The 19720-nt window shown below is 71.5% G+C and carries 24 protein-coding genes; 12 read left to right on the forward strand and 12 right to left on the reverse strand.

Annotated features, from left to right (window positions below):
* Positions 1-261, reverse strand: a 261-nt coding sequence (locus L2I40_RS05765; protein WP_237213922.1) for a hypothetical protein, incomplete at its 3' end; no start/stop codon positions are given.
* 1 nt (position 262) lies between these two features.
* The gene (locus L2I40_RS05770) at positions 263-643 is read right to left on the reverse strand and encodes a hypothetical protein (protein WP_237213923.1); all 381 of its coding nucleotides are present in this window, start codon (positions 641-643) and stop codon (positions 263-265) included.
* A gap of 210 nt (positions 644-853) precedes the next feature.
* On the opposite strand from L2I40_RS05770, the gene L2I40_RS05775 reads away from it, so the two are divergent.
* Positions 854-2437: an ABC transporter substrate-binding protein gene (locus L2I40_RS05775; protein ID WP_237213924.1), complete on the forward strand. Its 1584-nt coding sequence runs from the start codon at positions 854-856 to the stop codon at positions 2435-2437.
* Between the two features lie 204 nt (positions 2438-2641).
* Complete coding sequence (locus tag L2I40_RS05780; protein WP_237213925.1) at positions 2642-3058, forward strand: CBS domain-containing protein; 417 nt, start codon at positions 2642-2644, stop codon at positions 3056-3058.
* 34 nt (positions 3059-3092) lie between these two features.
* Here L2I40_RS05780 and L2I40_RS05785 read toward each other — a convergent pair whose 3' ends face one another.
* Positions 3093-3347 carry a hypothetical protein gene (locus tag L2I40_RS05785; RefSeq protein WP_237213926.1) on the reverse strand — a complete coding sequence of 85 codons (255 nt, stop codon included), beginning with the start codon at positions 3345-3347 and terminating at the stop codon, positions 3093-3095.
* 209 nt (positions 3348-3556) lie between these two features.
* Here L2I40_RS05785 and L2I40_RS05790 point away from each other — a divergent pair, with 209 nt between their 5' ends.
* Positions 3557-3922 (forward strand): CBS domain-containing protein, encoded by a 366-nt coding sequence (locus L2I40_RS05790; protein WP_237213927.1) that lies wholly within the window; start codon positions 3557-3559, stop codon positions 3920-3922.
* Positions 3923-3940: 18 nt separating this feature from the next.
* On the opposite strand, the gene L2I40_RS05795 is transcribed toward L2I40_RS05790, so the two are convergent.
* The 5 genes from L2I40_RS05795 to L2I40_RS05815 form a co-directional block, all read right to left on the reverse strand.
* Entirely contained in the window at positions 3941-5773 is a 1833-nt protein-coding gene (locus tag L2I40_RS05795) for a pilus assembly protein TadG-related protein (RefSeq protein WP_237213928.1), read from the reverse strand.
* Positions 5761-6429 carry a TadE/TadG family type IV pilus assembly protein gene (locus L2I40_RS05800; protein ID WP_237213929.1) on the reverse strand — a complete coding sequence of 223 codons (669 nt, stop codon included), beginning with the start codon at positions 6427-6429 and terminating at the stop codon, positions 5761-5763. Before L2I40_RS05800 ends, L2I40_RS05795 begins: the two co-directional genes overlap by 13 nt.
* Positions 6416-6994, reverse strand: a complete 579-nt coding sequence (locus L2I40_RS05805; protein WP_237213930.1) for a TadE/TadG family type IV pilus assembly protein — start codon at positions 6992-6994, stop codon at positions 6416-6418. Before L2I40_RS05805 ends, L2I40_RS05800 begins: the two co-directional genes overlap by 14 nt.
* Before the next feature lie 270 nt (positions 6995-7264).
* Positions 7265-8152: a pyridoxal kinase PdxY gene (gene pdxY / locus L2I40_RS05810; RefSeq protein ID WP_237213931.1), complete on the reverse strand. Its 888-nt coding sequence runs from the start codon at positions 8150-8152 to the stop codon at positions 7265-7267.
* A 196-nt stretch (positions 8153-8348) separates the two neighbouring features.
* Positions 8349-8984 (reverse strand): cation transporter, encoded by a 636-nt coding sequence (locus L2I40_RS05815; protein ID WP_237213932.1) that lies wholly within the window; start codon positions 8982-8984, stop codon positions 8349-8351.
* Positions 8985-9111: 127 nt separating this feature from the next.
* Here L2I40_RS05815 and rpmE point away from each other — a divergent pair, with 127 nt between their 5' ends.
* The 3 genes from rpmE (at position 9112) to L2I40_RS05830 (ending at position 11077) form a co-directional block, all read left to right on the forward strand.
* Positions 9112-9339 carry a 50S ribosomal protein L31 gene (gene rpmE, locus L2I40_RS05820; protein ID WP_237213933.1) on the forward strand — a complete coding sequence of 76 codons (228 nt, stop codon included), beginning with the start codon at positions 9112-9114 and terminating at the stop codon, positions 9337-9339.
* Between the two features lie 244 nt (positions 9340-9583).
* Entirely contained in the window at positions 9584-10057 is a 474-nt protein-coding gene (locus L2I40_RS05825) for an Hsp20 family protein (RefSeq protein WP_237213934.1), read from the forward strand.
* Positions 10058-10243: 186 nt separating this feature from the next.
* Positions 10244-11077: a class I SAM-dependent methyltransferase gene (locus tag L2I40_RS05830; RefSeq protein ID WP_237213935.1), complete on the forward strand. Its 834-nt coding sequence runs from the start codon at positions 10244-10246 to the stop codon at positions 11075-11077.
* 38 nt (positions 11078-11115) lie between these two features.
* Here the strand turns inward: L2I40_RS05830 and L2I40_RS05835 are convergent, their stop codons facing one another.
* On the reverse strand, positions 11116-11307 hold the full coding sequence (locus L2I40_RS05835; protein ID WP_237213936.1) for a DUF1192 domain-containing protein: 192 nt from the start codon (positions 11305-11307) through the stop codon (positions 11116-11118).
* Positions 11308-11459: 152 nt separating this feature from the next.
* Between L2I40_RS05835 and L2I40_RS05840 the strand changes: the two genes are divergently transcribed.
* Positions 11460-12026: a DUF1013 domain-containing protein gene (locus L2I40_RS05840; protein WP_237213937.1), complete on the forward strand. Its 567-nt coding sequence runs from the start codon at positions 11460-11462 to the stop codon at positions 12024-12026.
* A gap of 49 nt (positions 12027-12075) precedes the next feature.
* Here L2I40_RS05840 and L2I40_RS05845 read toward each other — a convergent pair whose 3' ends face one another.
* On the reverse strand, positions 12076-12252 hold the full coding sequence (locus L2I40_RS05845; RefSeq protein ID WP_237213938.1) for a YdcH family protein: 177 nt from the start codon (positions 12250-12252) through the stop codon (positions 12076-12078).
* A 231-nt stretch (positions 12253-12483) separates the two neighbouring features.
* Between L2I40_RS05845 and L2I40_RS05850 the strand changes: the two genes are divergently transcribed.
* From L2I40_RS05850 to L2I40_RS05870, 5 genes are all read left to right on the forward strand, one after another.
* Positions 12484-12684, forward strand: coding sequence for a YdcH family protein (locus L2I40_RS05850; RefSeq protein ID WP_237213939.1), 201 nt, complete (start codon positions 12484-12486; stop codon positions 12682-12684).
* Between the two features lie 133 nt (positions 12685-12817).
* Positions 12818-13318, forward strand: a complete 501-nt coding sequence (gene purE, locus L2I40_RS05855; RefSeq protein ID WP_237213940.1) for a 5-(carboxyamino)imidazole ribonucleotide mutase — start codon at positions 12818-12820, stop codon at positions 13316-13318.
* The gene (locus L2I40_RS05860; protein ID WP_237213941.1) at positions 13315-14436 is read left to right on the forward strand and encodes a 5-(carboxyamino)imidazole ribonucleotide synthase; all 1122 of its coding nucleotides are present in this window, start codon (positions 13315-13317) and stop codon (positions 14434-14436) included. Before purE ends, L2I40_RS05860 begins: the two co-directional genes overlap by 4 nt.
* Positions 14437-14647: 211 nt before the next feature.
* Entirely contained in the window at positions 14648-15781 is a 1134-nt protein-coding gene (locus L2I40_RS05865; protein ID WP_237213942.1) for an OmpA family protein, read from the forward strand.
* Positions 15782-15960: 179 nt separating this feature from the next.
* Positions 15961-17076 carry an OmpA family protein gene (locus L2I40_RS05870; RefSeq protein ID WP_237213943.1) on the forward strand — a complete coding sequence of 372 codons (1116 nt, stop codon included), beginning with the start codon at positions 15961-15963 and terminating at the stop codon, positions 17074-17076.
* A 19-nt stretch (positions 17077-17095) separates the two neighbouring features.
* Here L2I40_RS05870 and L2I40_RS05875 read toward each other — a convergent pair whose 3' ends face one another.
* Together L2I40_RS05875 and L2I40_RS05880 are read right to left on the reverse strand one after the other, a co-directional pair.
* Entirely contained in the window at positions 17096-18514 is a 1419-nt protein-coding gene (locus tag L2I40_RS05875) for a homospermidine synthase (protein ID WP_237213944.1), read from the reverse strand.
* A 31-nt stretch (positions 18515-18545) separates the two neighbouring features.
* A partial coding sequence (locus L2I40_RS05880; protein WP_456305728.1) for a type III PLP-dependent enzyme occupies positions 18546-19720 on the reverse strand: 1175 nt, incomplete at its 5' end.

The raw sequence follows: 19720 nt of genomic DNA on the forward strand, positions 1-19720 counted from the left end.
GCCGCAGGAGGGGGCCACGTCGCGCAGCACCACCTCGGGGCGCGCGGTGCCGAGCCAGGCGGACAGGGCGGTCGTGACGGCCCACCACGGATCGCCGGCGGCGCGCTCCACCAGCCTTGGCGCGGCGGCTGCGGCGCAATCCGTCAGCTCGCGCGTTACCGCGGCCGGGGCGCGCGCGGCCTCGAGCCGGTCGGCAAGGCCCGATTGCAGCGGGCCGAGCAGGAAGGTGGCGACCAGGAAGGCGAGGATGTCGGCGAACATCTCAGACCTCTCGCCGGCCGCGGGCGAGGGCGTAGGCGATGCCGGCCAGCGCCAGGATGGCGGCGAGCGCGGTGGAGGCGCGGGAGGCGATGGCCGCCCCCGCCTCGCCCGACAGCAGCGCCGGCAGCTGCGGCAGCGCCGAGCCGCCGCCCATCAGCGCGACCGCACAGATCACGGCGCCCAGCGCCGCCGCGATCCAGGCGTTGCGTGCGAGGGAGGCGGCGAGCGCGAGCAGTCCGAGGGCGGCCGGGATCAGCGCCGTCCAGTGCACGGCCCCGGCCGGAAGCAGGTAGCCCGCGGCGCCGATGCCGATCAGCGCGATGCCGAGGACGCGCAGCACGCGGCCGACGCAGTTCACGTTCCAGAATTGGGCAAGGGCCATCGGCGCCTCCTCCAGGTCGCGGCACCGCCCCAGCGCGGTGGCCGCAAGGTGGAGGTCCGACATCGCGCGCCGTGCACAGGCATCGGCACGCCAGAGGGGCCCGGACCGTCGCTCGGCAGGTGGCAGCAAGGGTGCAGGGCTTCAAGGGCGGGCATTGCGCGCGCCGGCGGCGGCGCGCCATGCTCGCCGCCACCAGCGCCCGAGGATCGCATGCGCCGTCGCACCCTGCTCTCCGGCCTCGCCGCCGCGCCGCTCGCCCCCGCCATGCCGGCGCTCGGCCAGGGAACGGCCGCGACGACCTTCCGCTACATGCCGCAGGCGGATGTCACCGCGTTGGATCCGATGAGCACGACGAGCTACGGCGTGCGCAACCACGGCCACATGTGCTGGGACACGCTCTACGGTCCGGATGAGAGCTTCACGATCCGCCCGCAGCTGGCCGAGGGGCATGTGGTGGAGGATGGCGGGCTGCGCTGGATCTTCACGCTGCGCGACGGCATCCGCTTCCACGACAACGAGCGCATCCGCGCAGCCGACGCCGTCGCCTCCATCCAGCGCTGGTCGCGGCTCGACACGCTCGGCCAGACGCTGCGCGCGCGCACCGCGGAGATGCGCGCCCTCGACGACCGGCGCTTCGAGATCCGGCTGAACCAGCGCTTCGGGCCGATGCTGGAGGCGCTCGGCAAGCCGAGCTCCTACCCTTGCTTCATCTATCCCGAGCGCTTCGCGAATGTGGACCCGTCGCGCCCCTTCACCGAGGTGGTCGGCTCCGGCCCTTATCGCTTCGTGGCGGAGGAGCGGCTGTCGGGCGCGCGCGCGGTCTATCGCCGCTTCGAGGGCTATGTGCCGAACCCGAACCCGCCGAGCCTGCTGGGGGGTGCGAAGATCGGGCATTTCGAGCGCGTGGTGTTCAACTGGATCCCCGACGCCGGCACCGTCGCGGCAGCGCTGCAGGCGGGCGAGATCGACATGTACGAGCAGGTCGCGCCCGATCTGCGCGCCGTGCTGCGGCGCCACCGCGACATCGTGCTGGAGCGGGTCGATGCCGGCGGGACGGTCGCGCATCTGCGCTTCAACCAGCTGCATCCGCCCTTCGACGATCCGGCGGTGCGGCGCGCGCTGCTGCATTCGATCAACCAGGCCGACTTCATGACCTCGATCATGGGGACGGACCGCAGCCTCTGGACCGACGGGATCGGCGCCTTCCCGACCTCCTCGCCGCTGGCGAATGACGAGGGGATCGGCGTGATGACCGCGCCGCGCAGCTTCGACCGCGCGCGCGACGCGCTGCGGGCGGCGGGCTATGCCAACCAGCCCGTCGTCGTGCTGCACCCGACCGATGTGGTGAACAACAATGCGCTGACCACGGTGCTGACGGATGCGCTGCGGCGCAGCGGCCTGAATGCCGAGAGCGCGACGAGCGACTGGGGCACCGTGCTGCAGCGCCGCGCGCGGCAGGATCCGCCTGGCCAGGGCGGCTGGAACGCGCTGGTGGTCCTGTTCGGCGGCATCGACCTCGGCAGCCCGGGCGTGCATCCGCTGCTCCGCGGCCATGGCCGCCAGGCCTGGTTCGGCTGGCCGACCAGCACCGCCATCGAAGCGCTGCGGGAGGAGTGGCTGGCCGCCGAGGGGCTCGATGCGCAGAAGGCGATCGCGCGGCGGATCCAGGCGGCGCTCTGGCAGGACCTGCCCTACATCCCGCTCGGCCAGTACTACATCGACGCGGCGTACCGGCGCGGGCTGACCGGCATCCAGAAGGGCATGACGCTGCCGATCAACATCCGCCGCGCTTGAGTCCGACGCCCAACCGAATGTCACGCGACACTGACAGACGCGCGCGTCTCGGATCGTGATGGACGCGAATTAACCGTGCGCGCTGCCTGTCGCGCGCGGTTGGTCGTTGCACGGCGTGGCGGCGCGGGATTAGACGCGCCGCTCTGAGGAAGGCACCCGGGGGAACCGCCCCGCCGCGACACCCACGCGACACAGGTGCATCCGATGACCGTCTCCGCCATGCTCAGGGAAAAAGGCAGCGCCGTGATCTCCGCCTCGCCGGGGACGCCGGTGGCCGAGGTCGCGCGCATCATGGCCGAACGCCGGATCGGCGCGGTGGTGGTGCTCGAGGCCGATCGGCGCGTCTGCGGGATCCTGTCGGAGCGCGACGTGGTGCGGGCGCTGGCGACGCGCTTCGGCGGGATCGGCGGGATGGCGGCCGAGGAGTTGATGACGCGCGAGGTGGTCATGGTCGGTCCCGACACGCCGGTCGACACCGCCCTGCGCATCATGGACGAGGGCTATTACCGGCACCTGCCGGTGGTGGACGATGCCGGCCGGCTGCTGGGCCTGGTGAGCGTGCGCGACCTTGTCCGCCATCGCCTGGCGCAGCAGGCCATGGCGGTGGAGAGCCTGACCTAATACGTCACGCGCAGCTACATGCACTGAGGCGGCGTCAGCCGTTCAGGCGCATCAGTAGTTGCGCACCGAGCACCGCGGCGCAGGCGATCGCGACGCCGCCGAGAAGGCCGTTGATGCGGTCCGTCAGGTCGCGCCCGCGCGACGCGACGCGGCCGAGCGGGAAGCGCACGCCCTGGCCGAGCAGCATGATGACGACGTTGAGGCCGATGACAGCCGCGACGATCCAGACGAGCCAGACGGTCAGCATGGCGGCGTCGGGAAGCGCGGGGATGAGCGCGTGGATCTGCATGGCGTCCTGCCTTTCGCGGGCGCCCGGTCCTGGGGCCCGCGGGCATGGAGCGCCCGGACCGCTGAAGGAAGGGTTGACGCCGGCAGGCGCCCAGGCGGCAGCAGGGCGTGGCAATGCCGTGAGAGAACGGTTGCAGGATCGTGGCATTCACTGATATGCGGCGCGGGTTGGGGGAAGCGAAGCCAAACCACACGGGGGGCCGCGCCTTCATGAGCATCACAGCAACTGGTGACCTGCCGGCCCTCACGCCGGAGGCGCCGGCCGCGGAGGCCGCGCGCATGATCGCGGCACGCGGCGTCGGCGCCATCCCGGTGCAGGACCGCAGCGGGCGGGTGGTCGGCGTGGTGAGCGAGCGCGACATCGTCCGCGTGGTCGCGACCCGTGCCCAGGGGATCCGAGGGCTTTCGGTGGAAGAGGTGATGACGCGGGATCCCGTCGCGGTGCGGCCCGGGACGCCGCGCGAGACGGCGCTGGAGGTGATGCGCCGCGTCGGCGTGCGTCACCTTCCCGTCTGCTGCGCCGAGGGGCGCCTCGTCGGGCTGATGGGCCTCGAGGACGTCGCGCGGCCGGTCTGACCCGCCCGCGCCGGCGCGCTACTGGGTCAGGCGCAGGCGGACCAGTTCGTTCGCGATCCGCGTGAAGGCACCCGACAGGTCCTGCGCGGTCCGTGCCTCGATGAACTTCGTCGGGTCGCTGGCGCAGTACTGGAGCAGTTCGCGGTGCGCCTGCGTCTGGATTTCAAAGCCGACGACATAGATGTCGATGGCCGGCGGGAACGGCGGGTTCGGGCGCGGACCGGTCACGCCGAGCATGTCGTTCTTGATCGCGTCGCAGGTTGCGCGCGTCAACTCGTCGAAGCGCGCCTCGGCCGTGGTGCGGTTGACGGTGTCGATCCGCGCATCGGGAAATCGGCTGTTCCAGTCGGCGACACGGCCCAGCGCGTTGTAGTTCAGTTCCGCCGCACCGCCGGTTGCCGCGCAGACACCGCGCGCGGTCGTACTCGATGAATTCCGGTTCCCGGCGTTGATGCCCTCGCCGCAGGACGAGCGGCTGTTTTGGGGTTGCGGGAAGAACCAGTTGTTGTCGCCGTCCGTCAGGATGACGATGACCTTGCGGTTGTCGTCCTCGCGGTAGGGGCGCGGCAGGGCGCGGTTGTTCGTGCTGCCGGGTCGGAACGGCACGTTCCGGTCGCGCCAGGCCTGCTCGAAGTTCGGGCTCAGCGTGTACCAGGCGCCCTTCAGCCCGGCGAAGACGCTCGTGCCCATGCCCGTCCCGCCCCGCTCTGGGCGAATCGTGAGCAGGTAGTCCTCGACGTCGCGGCGGTCCGACGTCAGGGGCTGGATCGGGAACCGGGGGCACATGAAGTTCGGGCCGAAGGCGCCGGTGGCGCTGTTGGCATTGTTGCGGAAATAGGTGTTGTAGGCTGCGTTGTCGGCGACGTTGGCCGGCAGGACCAGCGTGTTGCCGGGGTCCACCCGAACCCAGTCATTGTCACCGTGGCAGAAGCGGTTCGGGCCAGGATTGGCCGGATCGTTCGGGTCCGCGGGGTAGGAGTTCTGCCGCATGCAACTGCTGCCGGGCGCGGGCGCAGCGGCGTTGGCGGAGTTGCCCGGGTTGAGCGGGATCCACTGCCCGACCTGGCGGAAGGTGCTCGGCCAGACCCATGGCCGGAAGGGCTCGTTCGCCGGGGAGGCATCCGTCACGACCCAGCGGCCGCCACTCCGCGAGGCACGGCCTTCGACGCAGCCGATCCAGGCGTTGTTGACGCTCGAATTGGCAAGCGCGCCATTCGCAAGCCATTCGTCGCTCGCCGCGCCGACGTTGATCGTCCGGTCGTACGGCACGATCGAGATGAAGAGGTTCCGCTGCTCGTTCTGGCTGCCGTAGAGGATGCGGATCAGATCGCGCGTCGCATCCACGGCGTTCTCGAACTTGGTCCGGCCGCCGAAGCCCTGCGATGCCATGGAACCCGTCGCATCGAGCGCGATCGCGATCTCGAGGCCCGTGCCCGCGCGCTGCGCGGTGGCGAAGTCGTCGCGGATGATCTGGGTCTGCCGGATGACGCTGAAGAGGGTGGTCGGCGTGTTCACCTGGCTGTCCACGCGGATTTCGGCGTCGACGCGCGAGATCTCGGTGAACCTCGGCCGGGCGATGGTCGCGCCGAGGAAGTTGCCCGAGGTCCTGCCCTGCTGGAGGTTGGCGTAGAACAACTGCTCGGCCAGCGTGTCGCGGTCGGCCTCGTCGAAGCGGCGCGCCGCCATCAGCGCAGCCGCGTCGAGGGCGGATTTCATCCGCGCCTCCGCGACCCAGGCACGGGTGGTGTCCACGGCAAGGCCCGCGAAGCCGATCAGCACCGCGCCCAGCGCAGCGGAAAGGATCGCCACGGCGCCGCGCCGGTCGTGCGTGAGGGGGGTCACGCGGTGCATGACAGGCCTCCGGGATCGTTCTGCGTGGCGGCGCCGGGCGGGTTCTGAAGATCGCCCGGGATCGGCGAGCGGGAGAGGAAAAGCGTCGTGCCGCGCAGCTGCTGCGGCAGGGCGTTGTTCACCAACGGGCCGCGCAGCAGGAGCGCGGTGCGGTTCAGCGTGACCTCGGTGACGAAAAGCGTCTCGTTGGGCGGCACGACGAAGCCGGCGGCGATGGTTGCCGTGGTGTTGGCCGGCGCGGGCTGGCCTTGCTGGCCGGCATTGGCGACCGAGCTCGCATGGTTGCCGCTGCCGGTGCGCCGCTGCCAGGCGACCTCGTTCTGGTTGGTGTTCGGCCGCCGCCGGACGGCGGTGATGATGACTGCGCCGTCCGTCCCCGTGCCGGTGATGGTGCCGAGGTTGCCGATCATCCGCTGGCCATGCGACCAGAACTGGCCGAGGTCGCCGCTGTTGCCCTGGCCGGTGGGATCGGTGATGCGCCCGCACTGGGACACGATCTGGCCGAGCTGGACGGCCGCCGTCTCCAGCCGCAGCTGTGCGCGCAGCGCAGTCAGGATGTCCACCGTGCCGAGCAGGAGGATGAGCAGGACGGGCAGGACGAGGGCGAATTCGACCGCGGCCACGCCGCGTCGCCCGAGGCGGTCAGCACGGCGCATTCAGGAATGGCTCGTTCTTGATGACGATGGTTGCGCGGTGGACGATTTCGTTCGGCAGGCCGAGCCAGCGCGGACCGGCGGCGGTGAGGAAGGCCTGGCGATAGACGATGTCGTATTCGACGATCTGGCCGCCGAAGCCGAAATTGGGCGGCGGCGGAGCCGGCTGGCCTTGCTGCGGCGGTTGGGGCTGCAGCGGCGGCGGCGCTGGCGCGGGCCGCTGCAACGCGGCCGGTTGCTGCAGATGCGCAGAGAGGGCGCGCGTGCTGGACGCCTGGACGGTCAGGTGGCGCGTCTCGAGAAAGCCGTTGGTGCTGCGGACGAGGTAGAGCGGAATGTAGCCGGACCGGCAGGTCGGGTTGGCGGGGCCGTTGCCGGCAGGTGGCGGGTTGAGGCCGACGGCGCCGAAGCGGCTGGCGCGCAGCGCGGCGGCATCGAGGATCGAGGCCGTGGTGTACTGCCAGGCGACCTCGATGATGACGACGCACACCATGATGAAGGGCAGCGACACGAGCCCGAATTCGAGCGCGGTCGCGCCGCGGCGGCAGTCGCGCAGGCGCGCGAGCATGCCGCGTGCTGCTGGCCGCGCTCGCCGTTCCGGGGGGATCAGGTTCATGGCTGGTCAGAATGGTTACAATCCAACGCTGGAATGTTCCACCAACCGCCACGCGAGGCCAGCATTTTCTTGCACAACCCGGGCAGAAACTATGCTGCTAAGAAAAATTACTCGGCGCGCCCGCAATTCGTCTGCAAGATTATTTTTTCGCGCGAACGACTTTCCGGTGATGGCTCCGCATGCCGCGCCCCCGCCTGATGCCCGCGGGTGAAAGGGGGAAGTTCAGCAGGCCTCGGCGCGGAAGACCCTGCTCGGCGTAACGAACTCCTCCTGCGCCGCGACGGTGAGGATCTCGCGCGAGCCGGCCTCGGCCGTGCGCCGCAGGAGCCCGTAGATCGAGGAGGCGGCGGCGGAGAGCGCGACGCGCGCCTCGCCCCAGCGCAGGCGGTGGAAGAGGAAGAGCGCCGCGATCGCGTCGCCGGCGCCGTTGACGCTGACGGGCAGCAGCGGCGTGCGGACGCGCCAGAAGGCGCCGTCCTCGCCGGCCAGCAACTCGATCGCATCGCCCGGCGTGTCGGCGGTGCGCAACGAGGTGACCAGGACGCAGCGCGGGCCGCGCGCCTGCAGCGCGGCGATGGCGGCCTTGGCGTCCTCCAGCGTGCGGATGTCGCGCCCCGTCAGCCATTCCAGCTCGAACTGGTTGGGGGTGAGGATGTCGGCGGCGGGCACGGCGCGGTCGCGCATGAATTCGGGAACGCCGGGCCGGACGAACACGCCGCGCCCGACATCGCCGATCACCGGGTCGCAGCAATACATCGCCGCCGGATTGGCCGCCTTGGCCCGCGCGGCAGCGGCGAGGATCGCCTCGCCGATATCGGCCGAGCCCATGTAGCCGGACAGCACGGCGTCGCACCGCGCCATGGCGCCGCGCTCGGCGATGCCGGCCACCAGCTCATGGATCAGCTCGGCGCCGAAGACGCTGCCGCGCCAGGCGCCGTAGCCCGTATGGTTGGAGAACTGCACGGTGTTCACCGCCCAGACCTCGGCGCCGAGGCGCTGCAGCGGAAAGACGGCCGAGGCGTTGCCGACATGGCCGTAGCTCACCCAGGACTGGATCGACAGGATGTTGAGCGGTCGCCCGGCATCGGCGGGCGAGACGGCCTGGTTCACGCGAGGTCTCCGACAGCGGCGCGGACGCTAGAGCAATATCCGCTCTGACTGAACCAGTCAGAGCGGATTTCTTGCTCCAGGAATCATGATTCCAGAGCAGCTTATGCCCGGTCGGCGGAACCGTGGAGCGGTTCCACTCGATCGGGCGCTGCTCTAGGACCGGCCGACGGCCGGGGTCAATTCGGCCCCGCCGTGTTCAGCCATGCGCCGCCGCCCGCTCCTCCCGCAGTTCGGCCAGGGCGCGGCGCGCGGTGCCGAGGCTCGTGTTGAGGAAGAGCGCGGCCATGGCCGCCGCGACGATCAGGTCCGGCCAGCGCGTGCCGGTGCCGAAGACGCCGAGCGCCGCCACGAGCACGAGCAGGTTGCCGAGCGCGTCGTTGCGGCTGCAGAGCCAGACCGAGCGGACATTCGCGTCGCCCTCCCGCCAGCGCCAGAGCAGCGCGACGGACAGCAGGTTGGCCGCCGCCGCGGCGATCGCGACGGCGCCCATCGTGATGGGCTCGGGCCGTCCCTCCACGAAGATCCGCCAGAACGCCGCGCCGAGCACCCAGGCCGCGATCAGGCCGAGGCTCGCCGCCTTCAGCAGCGCCGCCCGCGCCCGCGTGACGGGCGAGAGCCCGATCACCGCGAGCGACAGCCCGTAGGTCGCGGCATCCATCGCGAAGTCGAGGCTGTCGGCCTGCAGGGCCAGCGAGCCGGCCAGGGCGCCGCCGACGAACTCGACCAGGAACATCGCCGCATTGACCGCGATGACGATCCAGAGGGCCCGTCGGAAGGCGGGATCCTGGCCGGTGAAGACCGTGTCCGTCCCGCAGCAGGCGTCGTGCGGCATGGGCCGAGGCTGGGCCTGCCGGCCCCCGAAGGCAAGGATGGTTGCGCCGGGCCCGCGCCTCGCCTATACGCGCGCCTCCCGCGCCTGCCGGTCGCCGTCGGCGGGCCCATCCTGCGTGAGCGCCGTCATGAAGCCCGACATCCACCCCGAGTACCACGAGATCACCGTCATCATGACGGACGGCACGACCTTCAAGACGCGCTCCTGCTGGGGCAACGAGGGCGACACGCTGCGCCTCGACATCGACCCGAAGTCCCACCCGGCCTGGACTGGCCAGCAGCGGGTGGTGGACACCGGCGGCCAGATCGCCAAGTTCAACAAGAAGTTCGCCGGCATCGGCGTGAAGAAGGGCTGACCGCCCGCCCCTTCCGACAGATTTGGCTGCTCGCGCGGCGCGTCCCCTGACCGGGGGCGCGCCGCGCGGCGTTCCGGGGCCACGCGTTCCGGCGGGGTCTTGAACGCCGCCGGGCGGTTTTCCATGTCCATGGGGCCGACGATGCCTTCGGGGTCGCCGGCGCGGACAGCCAGGGTCGCCCGCATGGGGATCCACCAGGGCCGGTCCGCCGGACAACCGAGCTTGCTGATCGAGGAGCTCAACGATGAACGCTTTCGACCTCTCTCCCCTCATGCGTGCCGCCATCGGCTTCGACCGCATGGCCCGCCTCGTCGAGACCGCCCGCGCGGCCTCCGAGGGTCCTGCCTATCCCCCCTACAACATCGAGAAGACCGGCGAGGACAGCTACACGCTGGTGATGGCGGTGGCCGGCTTCGGGCCGAACGACATCGAGCTGACGGTGCACGAGAACACGCTGACGGTCGCCGGCAAGGCGCCGCAGCAGACCGACGAGGCACGGCTGCTCTATCGCGGCATCGCCGGCCGTGCCTTTGAGCGGCGCTTCGTGCTCGCCGACCACATCGTGGTGGAGGGCGCGACGCTCGAGAACGGGCTGCTGCATGTCAGCCTGAAGCGCGTCGTGCCGGAGGCGCTGAAGCCGCGTCGCATCGCGATCGGTGGCGTCGCGCCCAAGGCGATCACCGCGAACGGCAACGGCGAGGCCGCCCAGGCGGCCTGACGCGACGGCCGCGCCCGGGGGTCACGACCCGGGCCCGAGCCCTGGGGAGGCCGGCGGAGCGATCCGCCGGCCTTTTTCCTGCGCCGCGTCGCGCGGGGCTTCACGATCCCCGCCCTCTCGCCGATTCCACTTCCACCGCGCGCCGCCGGGCCGGCAGGATGATGCCCGGGGCCGGAGGGCAGTCGCATGGTCGACGCGGTGGCCACGCATTACTCTGGCGGCGGCCAGATGGACGGCACCGCGCTGGCGGCGCGGATCGCCGAGGCGCTCGGGAGAGCCGGCAAGGACATCGACGAGCTGGTCCCCGAGGATCTCGCCACGGTGGACGAGTTCCACATCCGCGGGCGCAAGGCCACGCTCGAGATCGGATCGCCGCTCGGACTGGAGGCGGGCTCGCATCTCCTCGACATCGGCAGCGGGCTCGGTGGCCCGGCGCGCACCATCGCGCGGGCCTATGGCTGCCGGGTCACCGGCCTCGACCTGACGCCCGCCTTCTGCGAGGCCGCGGCGATCCTCAGCGGCTGGGTGGGCCTTGCGGACCGGGTGGCCTTCCGCCAGGGCGACGCGACCCGCCTGCCCTTCGGCGACGCCGCCTTCGATGCCGCGATGACGATCCATGTGGCGATGAACATCGCCGCCAAGGACCGGATGTATGCCGAGGCGCGCCGCGTGCTGAAACCCGGGGCGCGCTTCGTCGCCTACGACGTTCTGCAGGGTGAAGGCGGCGAGGTCGCCTTTCCCGTGCCCTGGGCCCGCGAGGCCGCGATCAGCCACCTCGCCACGCCGGATGAGATGCGCGGCCTGCTCTCGGATGCGGGCTTCGAGATCCTGGCCGTCGAGGATTCGACCGAGGAGAGCCAGCGCTGGTTCGAGGGCGTGGCCGCGCGGCTGGCCGAGGCGGCGCCGCCGGTGACCTTCCGCAGCTTCCTCGGCGACGACTTCCCGACGATGACCCGCAACCAGGTCACGAATCTCCGGGAGCGGCGGATCCGCACCGTGACCTTCGTCTGCCGGGCCTGATGCGCGCCCGGCGCGGTCCGGGCCTCGCGTCCGGGAAATCAGCTGGCCGGCGGCTTGAAGAACAGGTCCGCCGCGGCCTTCGTCGCCTCGCGCTTCGCGATCTCTCGCTCGGCGCGCGCGATCTCCTCGCGCAGCTCGGCGATGTAGCCGCGCAGTTCCGCCACGCCCCAGCGCTCGATCACCGGCGGGGTGAATCGGTTCGCGGGACGCGGCCCCTCAGGGTCCTCCATGCGGCCTCCTTCTCCGTCCGGCGCGGGGCTTTGACCCGCCCCGCCCCGGCCCTTATATCGCAACCAGACGAGGCGGGGCGCCTCGGCGGGCGTCCTGGCTCGCCCGCATCCCTGCCTATGCCCGAAGCCCTGGACACCTGAAGGCCAGACCCATGAAGACGCCCCTGATGCCGAAGGCCACCGCGGTGTGGCTCATCGAGAAGACGTCGCTGTCCTTCGACCAGATCGCCGACTTCGTCGGCATGCACCCGCTCGAGGTGCAGGCGATCGCCGATGGCGAGGTGGCACAGGGCATCGTCGGCTACGACCCGATCGCGAACGGCCAGCTGACGCGCGAGGAGATCGAGAAGGGCGAGGCCGACACGTCCTACCGGCTGCAGCTGGTGGAAAGCACCATCCCGCTGCCGAAGCCGCGCGGCAAGGGCGCGCGCTACATCCCGGTGGCGAAGCGCAACGAGCGGCCCGACGCCATCGCCTGGCTGCTGCGCAATTTCCCACAGCTCTCCGACCCGCAGATCGTCAAGCTGCTCGCCACCACCAAGGAGACGATCCAGAAGGTGCGCGACAAGACGCATCCGAACATGGCGAACATCAAGCCGCGCGATCCGGTGACGCTCGGCCTCTGCACGCAGACCGCGCTGAACGAGTCGGTGGCGGCGGCGAATGCGCGCACCGGGGCGACCAACACGACGCCGATCGCGGCCGACGACGCGGCCTGAGGGGCCGCCGAAAAAGCACCGGGGGCCTCTCGGCCCCCGGCACCGCGCCTCAATGGACCGGCTGCGCCTTCAGCCGCTCCATCTCCTCCTTCAATCGCAGCTTTTCCCGCTTCAGCCTGGACAGCTGGTCCGCATCGGGTCGAGGCCGGTGGTCCTCCTCGGCGATGCGGGCCTCGAGCGCCGCGTGGCGCTCCTCGAGGGCTCGGAGGCGGGCGAGTTCGGGCATGCGCGACGTCCCTGTCCGTTGTCCGCAGGGGCCGTGCCGTCCGCTGGAGTGCCATGCCGACGCGCGGCGTCCTCCCCGCGAAGCGTCACTTCTGCCCCCACGCCCGCCATGTTATTCCCTTCCTCGGTCGGGTCCAGGACTTCTTTGGCCCGCCTCCGGTCCTGTTCCGCCAGCGGCTCCAGCCCCGGGCGGCAGGTGCCGGATGCCGCAACGAACACGACCCTGGGGCGCATGCTGGCCGACCGCGACAGCCTCCTCCGCCGCCTGCACGAGCTGCGGAGCGAGCACCGCGACCTCGACACGGTCATCACGCGGCTGGGCGAGAGCGGGGCCGATGCGCTCCAGCTGCAGCGGCTCAAGAAGCGCAAGCTGAAGCTCAAGGACGAGATCACCTGGCTCGAGAGCCGGCTGATCCCCGACGTGATCGCTTAGTGCGCCCTCAAGCGCCGGGCGCGGCCTCCGGCCGCTTGGCTGACGCGCCTCAGACATGATGCACAGGTTGCTCTGTCGCGCGCCGCGCGGCGGCCCCTTGGGCCGCGTTCTCTCATGGGTGCTCTGAACGATCATGGAAAACGCACCGCCGTTGGTCGGCATCATCATGGGCAGCACGTCGGATTGGGAGACGATGCGCCATGCGTCCGACGTGCTGGAGAAGCTCGGCGTGGCGCATGAATGCCGCGTGGTCTCGGCGCACCGCACGCCGGAGCGGATGGTGGAGTACGCGAAGGCGGCGGCCGGCCGCGGGCTGAAGGTGATCATCGCGGGCGCGGGCGGCGCGGCGCACCTGCCGGGCATGACGGCGTCCCTGACGACCCTGCCCGTCCTCGGCGTCCCGGTGGAGAGCCATGCGCTGAAGGGGCAGGACAGCCTGCTCTCGATCGTGCAGATGCCGGCCGGGATCCCGGTCGGCACGCTGGCCATCGGACGGGCCGGCGCGGTGAATGCTGGGCTGCTCGCGGCGGCGATCCTCGCGACCGCCGATGCAGCGCTCGCGGGTCGCCTGGCGGCCTGGCGCGCGGCGCAGACCGAGGCCGTGCCCGACAGCCCGACCGGGAGCGCGACGTGACGGCGCCCCTGCCCCCGGGCTCGACGATCGGCATCCTGGGCGGCGGGCAACTCGGGCGAATGTCCGCGCTCGCCGCGGCCGAGCTCGGCTACCGCTGCCACGTCTTCGCCCCCGAGGCCGACAGCCCCGCCATGCAGGTCGCGGCGGCGCGGACCGTTGCGCCGTACGAGGACCCGCAGGCGCTGGCCGCCTTCGCTGCCGCCGTGGACGTCGTGACCTTCGAGTTCGAGAACGTCCCCGCCGCCACGCTGGACCGTCTCGAGCCGCTGGTGCCCTGCCGGCCCGGCGTCGCCGCGCTGCGGGTCGGGCAGGACCGGGTGCTGGAGAAGCGCTTCTTCGAGCAGGCCGGGGTGGCGGTCGGCGCGTGGCGGGAGGTGACCAGCCGCGACGCGCTCGACGCCGCGGTGGCGGAGCTCGGGCTTCCAGCGGTGCTGAAGACGACGCGGCTCGGCTATGACGGCCGCGGCCAGGCGGTGCTGCGCAGCCCGGCCGATCTCGATGCCGCCTGGGCAAGGCTGGCGCCCCGGCCGCTGATCCTGGAGGCCTTCATCCCCTTCGAGCGGGAGGTCTCGGCGATCTGCGCCCGTGGGGTGGACGGGGCGGTCGTCACCTTCGACGTGACCGAGAACCGGCACCACAGGCACATCCTCGACCTCTCGATCGCCCCCGCGCCGGTTGCGCCCGAGGTCGCGGCCGCGGCGCGCGGGGCGGTCGTGCGGCTGGCCGAGTCGCTGGAACTGGTCGGCCTGCTCGCGCTGGAGATGTTCCTGCTGCCGGACGGGCGGCTGCTGGCGAACGAGATGGCGCCGCGGCCCCACAATTCGGGGCACTGGACGATGGATGCCTGCCTGTTCGGGCAATTCGCCCTGCATGTCCGGGCGGTGGCCGGCCTGCCCCTGCCGGAACCGGGGCGCCACCACGACGCGGTGATGAAGAACCTGGTCGGGCCGGAGGTCTACGCGCGCTGGGGCGAGCTTGCGGCCCGGCCCGACGTGGCGCTGCATCTGTACGGGAAGGCGGAGGCGCGCGAGGGACGGAAGCTTGGGCACGCGACCCGGCTGCTGCCACCCGGATCGGTTGCGGAGGCACCGGAGCCCCACTACCTCTCGCCTCTGTGACCGCTGTGCAATGCCCCGCTGTGGCAGAAGCGCCACAGCGGGGGGAGTTCCTTACGCGGACGCTGTTGGCGAGCCGAATCGGGTGCTAGGGTCCCCGAAGGCATCGCGGCATGGGTGTGGGACCCTGGGCGCGGCGGCAGGACGTTCGTCTTGCACGCGGCATCCGATACGAAGCGGCGATGCGACGAGTTTGGTTCGAGGAGAACACTAGATGAGCCTCCGTAAGGCCCTGCTGGCCGCGACGGTCCTGGCCCTGCCGGTTGCCGCCCAGGCGCAGCCCGTGACGGGTCTCTATGTCGGCGCCGGCGCCGGCATCAACTGGCTGATGGAGAGCGACCTGACGTCGCAGGGCGCGCTGCGCTCGGCGCTGAGCGGCGCCTCCGTGTCGCCGAACGGCGCGGCTGAGTTCGACACCGGCTGGGTCGGCGTGCTGAGCCTCGGCTATGGCTTCGGCAACGGCGTCCGCGTCGAGGTCGAGGGCAACTACCGCCAGAACAGCATCAACGGCATCACCGGCTTCGGCGCGAACGCCGCCGGGGCGCCCGGCCTGGGCGCGCCGCGCACGCAGGGCGGCGACGTCTACAGCTACGGCGCGATGCTGAACGCCTTCTACGACTTCAACCTCGGCCCGGCCTCCTTCTTCCACCCCTATGTCGGCCTCGGCATCGGCTACGTGGTGCAGAACTGGGACAACGTCCGCATCAACGGCCCGCGCGGCTCGGTGGTGCTCGACGGCGACAACGGCAACTTCGCCTACCAGGCGATCGTCGGCGCCGCCTTCCCGATCAGCGCCGTGCCCGGCCTGGCCATCACGGCCGAGTACCGCTTCATGGGCGCGCTGTCGGATGACGTCGACGCGCAGTTCATCAACCGGTCGGGCGCGACCGTGGCGACGAGCCGCGGCGCGGTCGAAGTCGAGAACATGAACCACAGCCTGCTGCTCGGCGTCCGCTACGCCTTCAACGCCGCTCCGCCGCCGCCGCCCGTCGTGGCGCCGGCCGCGGCTCCGGCTCCGGCGCGCACCTTCCTGGTGTTCTTCGACTTCGATCGCGCGACCCTGACCGACCGCGCCCGCCAGATCATCGGCGAGGCTGCGCAGAACGCGCAGCGCGGCGGCGTGACGCGGATCGAGGTGTCGGGCCATGCCGACCGCTCGGGCACCCCGCAGTACAACCAGCGCCTCTCGGAGCGCCGCGCCCAGGCGGTCGCCGCCGAGCTCGAGCGCCGGGGCATCCCGCGCTCGGCCATGACGATCCAGGCCTTCGGCGAGAGCCGCCCGCTGGTCCCGACGGCCGACGGCGTGCGCGAGCCGCAGAACCGCCGCGTCGAGATCGTCCTGCGCTGATCCGCAGGCCAATCTTCTGGCACGGGAAGGGGCGCCGAAAGGCGCCCCTTTTCGTTACGGGTTTCACGCCTGGAAGGGATTGCTGTTCGTTTCAGATGCCGCCTTAATCAACGAGGTGATGGGTCCGCGCGCAGGCTTCCGGAGTCGCCGCCGACCGAACTGACAAGAAAGCAGGCACCATGCCGCCCCGCCATTCGCTCCTGACGGCTCTTCTCCTGGCGGCCTCGCCCCTTGCCCTGCCCGTCGCGTCGCATGCGCAGCCGGTGCGCGGCCTCTATGTCGGCGCCGGCGTCGGCTTCAACTGGATGACCGACAGCGACATCAGCTTCACGGGTCGCGGCACGTCGGCGGCCAACGCGTCGGGCACGGCAAGCTTCGACCGGGGCTTCTCCGGCTTCGTCGGGGTGGCGAGCGTCGGCTACGCCTTCGCCAACGGCCTTCGCGCGGAAGCCGAGCTCAACTTCCGCCAGAACGACGTCAACCAGATCTCCGGCCTCGGCTTCCCCGGCAGATCCGGCTTCAGCGGCGGCGCCGTGTTCAGCTGGGGCGTCATGGCGAACGTCCTCTACGACCTGCATCTCGGCTGGCCGGTCGTGCCCTATGTCGGCGCCGGCATCGGTGTCGTCTCGCAGAACTGGGACAACGTCCGCCAGTCGAGCCGTGCGAACCCGGCCGACTTCTACCACATCGTCGGCACCGAGGCGGCGCTTGCCTACCAGGGCATCCTGGGGCTCGCCTATCCGCTCCAGGCCTTGCCGGGGCTCTCGCTGACCGCCGAGTACCGGCTGTTCGGCGCCGCGCAGGAAAGCCGCGACGCGGTCCGCTACTTCGCCTCGGGCGACCCGCGCGTGCCCGGCAGCGCGGAGACCGACAACCTGCATCACTCGCTGCTGTTCGGCGTCCGCTATGCCTTCGGGGCGGCGCGATCCGCGCCTGCGGCCACGCCCGCCGCGGCCCCTGCGCCGGCCCGCAGCTTCCTTGTCTTCTTCGACTGGGACCGTGCCGAGCTGACGGAGCGGGCGCGGCAGGTGGTCGCCGAAGCGGCCTCCAGCGCGCAGCGCGGCGGCGTGACACGCATCGAGGTGGCGGGCCATGCCGACCGCTCGGGCACGCCGCAATACAACCAGCGCCTCTCGGAGCGCCGCGCCCAGGCGGTCGCCGCGGAACTCGAGCGGCGGGGCATTCCGCGTTCGGCCATGACGATCCAGGCCTTCGGCGAGACGCGGCCCCTGGTGCCGACCGCCGACGGCGCGCGCGAGCCGCAGAACCGCCGCGTCGAGATCGTCCTGCGCTGATCCGGCGCCGAGCGGCCGGTCAGGCCACTCGGACGTTGAGGAACTGCCAGGGATCGTCGCGGTCGAGCGTCTCCGGGAACAGCACGCCGCGGTCCTGCAGCGGCGTCCAGTCGGAATAGACGCCGACCACCTCGCCCAGATAAGGGCCGCAGATCTCGAGGATACGCGCGTGGTCCAGCTCGTCGGATTCGACGACGCCGCGGCGCGGGTTCTCGATCGCCCAGACCACGCCGGCGAGCACGGCGGCGGTGACCTGCAGCGAAGTGGCGTTGTTGTGCGGCACCACGCGCCGCGCCTCCTCGATCGTCAGGCGCGAGCCGTACCAGTAGGCGCCCTTCGCATGCCCCATCAGCAGCACGCCGAGCTCGTCCATGCCGGCGACGATCTCGTCCGTCATCAGCCGCTTCTCCGGCTGCATCTCCCAGTTCCGGCCGGCGAGTTCGTGGATCGAGAGCACGGCGTCGTCGCAGGGGTGGTAGGCGTAGTGCGTGGTCGGGCGGTAGCGCACCGAGCCGTCCGCGTCGCGCACCGTGTAGTAGTCCGCGAGGCTGATGCTCTCGTTGTGGGTGATCAGGAAGCCGTGGATCGGGCCGGCGAGCGGCGTCCAGGTGCGGACGCGCGTCGAGGCGCCGGGTCGCATCAGGTAGATCGCCGCGTCGCAGCCGAAGCCGTGGCGATGGCCATCGGCGGGGAAGTGCCTCTCATGCGTGCCCCAGCCCAGCTCGGCGGGTTGCGAGCCCTCGCCCACGAAGCCGTCCACCGACCAGGTGTTGACGAACTCGCCGGGCCGCTTGGGATGCGCGGCGACCTGGGTGTCGCGCTCGGCGATGTGGATCACCTTGACGCCGAGGCGCTCCGCGATCGCGGCCCAGGCGGCGCGGTCCGCGCCCGCCGGCGGGTTCGCGACCGGCGCGCCGGTGTCGCGCGCGATGTCGAGCAGCGCCTGCTTGACGAAGTGGCTGACGAGACCCGGGTTGGCGCCATGCGCGGTGATGCTGGTCGGGCCGCCACGGGCAAGCTCGCGCAGCGCGATCGCCTCCTCCCGCATCGCATAGTTCGACCGCTGCGACGGCGTGAGCGAGGGGTCGGTGTAGCCGCCGGCCCAGGGCTCCACGACGGTGTCGAGGTAGAGCACGTCGAGTTCCTGGCAGAGCTTCATGAGCTCGACCGAGGAGACGTCCACCGAGAGGTTCAGCAGGAAGTCGCCACGCGACAGCAGCGGCGACAGCAGGTCACGGAAGTTGTCGGGCGTCGCCGGCGTCTCGATGAAGCGGATTCCGTATTCGGCGGCCACCTCGCGTCCGCGCGCCTCTGCGGTCACGATCGCGATGCGCTCCTTCGCGATGTCGATGTGGCGCAGGATGAGCGGCAGCACGCCCTGGCCGATCGAGCCGAAGCCGAGCATGACCAGGCGGCCGGGGAAGGCGACGTGCTTCATCGAGGACTCCGTGAAGGAAGGGCCGCGACCGCTACGCGGCCGCGGCGAGGTCGTAGCCGGGCGTCTGCAGCAGCGGCGCATCCGCCACCTCGACGATCCCGGCCCGGTCGAAGCCGTTGAAGGCGGTGCGCAGCGCCGCGCCATAGGCGCCGAGCTGTCCCACCTCGATCCAGTCGCCCTCCCGGATATCGGCCGGAAGGTGGAACGGACCCTTCATGTGGTCCGCGCTGTCGCAGGTCGGACCGAAGAACGCAAACGGCAACGTGTTCGTCACGCTGCCGGCGGCCTCCGGCCGGATCAGCCGCGCGGGGAAGCGGAATCCGGGCGCACCCGCGTCCGACAGGGCGCCATAGACGCCGTCGTTCATGAAGAGCACGTCGCCGCGACGATGCTGCACCTGCAGCACCACGGAGGTGCCGCCGGCCACCAGCGCGCGGCCAGGCTCGGCCCAGAGCTCGAGCGCCGACAGCCCCTGCTCCGCCACCGCGGCCGCGATCGCCGTGGTGAAGGCGACGAGCGGCGGCGGGGTGATGTCCGGGTAGGCGACCGGGTAGCCGCCGCCCACGTCCAGCACCTCGACCGCCGCGCCGGCCTCCCGGATCACGGCCCCGGCCAGCGCAACCGCGCCGGCATAGGCCGCCGGCTCCATGCATTGCGAGCCGACATGGAAGCTCACGCCGAGCTTCGCCGCATGCGGGCGCGCCGCGCGCAGCAGCGCGACCGCATCGTCATGCGCGGCCCCGAACTTGCCGGAGAGGTCGTACATCGCGCCGCCCTTCGGCAGCGCGAGCCGCACGATCAGCCCGAGCCCCTGGCCGTTGCCGGTCTCCTCCAGGATCTTCGCGAGCTCCTCCGCGCTGTCGAGCACGAAGTCGCGCACGCCATGCCGCGCCCAGGCCTCGCGGATCGCGCCGCGCGGCTTCACCGGGTGCATGAAGTGGATGGAGGCATCCGCGAACATGCTGCGCACCAGCCGCACCTCGCCGATCGAGGCGCAGTCGAAGCGCCGCACGCCGCCCCGCCACAGCGCGCGCAGCACGGCGGGCTCCGGGTTGCACTTCACGGCGTAGAGCGTCTCGCCCGGGAAGGCGGCCAGGAAGCTCCGTGCCGCGCCCGCGATGGTCGCGGGGCGGAGGCAGTGCAGCGGCTCCTCCGGCCGCAGGCGCGCGACGAGCGCGTCCACGCGGGGCGGCAGCGCGGGCTGGG

This window comes from Falsiroseomonas oryziterrae (assembly GCF_021864505.1).
Lineage (GTDB): Bacteria > Pseudomonadota > Alphaproteobacteria > Acetobacterales > Acetobacteraceae > Falsiroseomonas > Falsiroseomonas oryziterrae.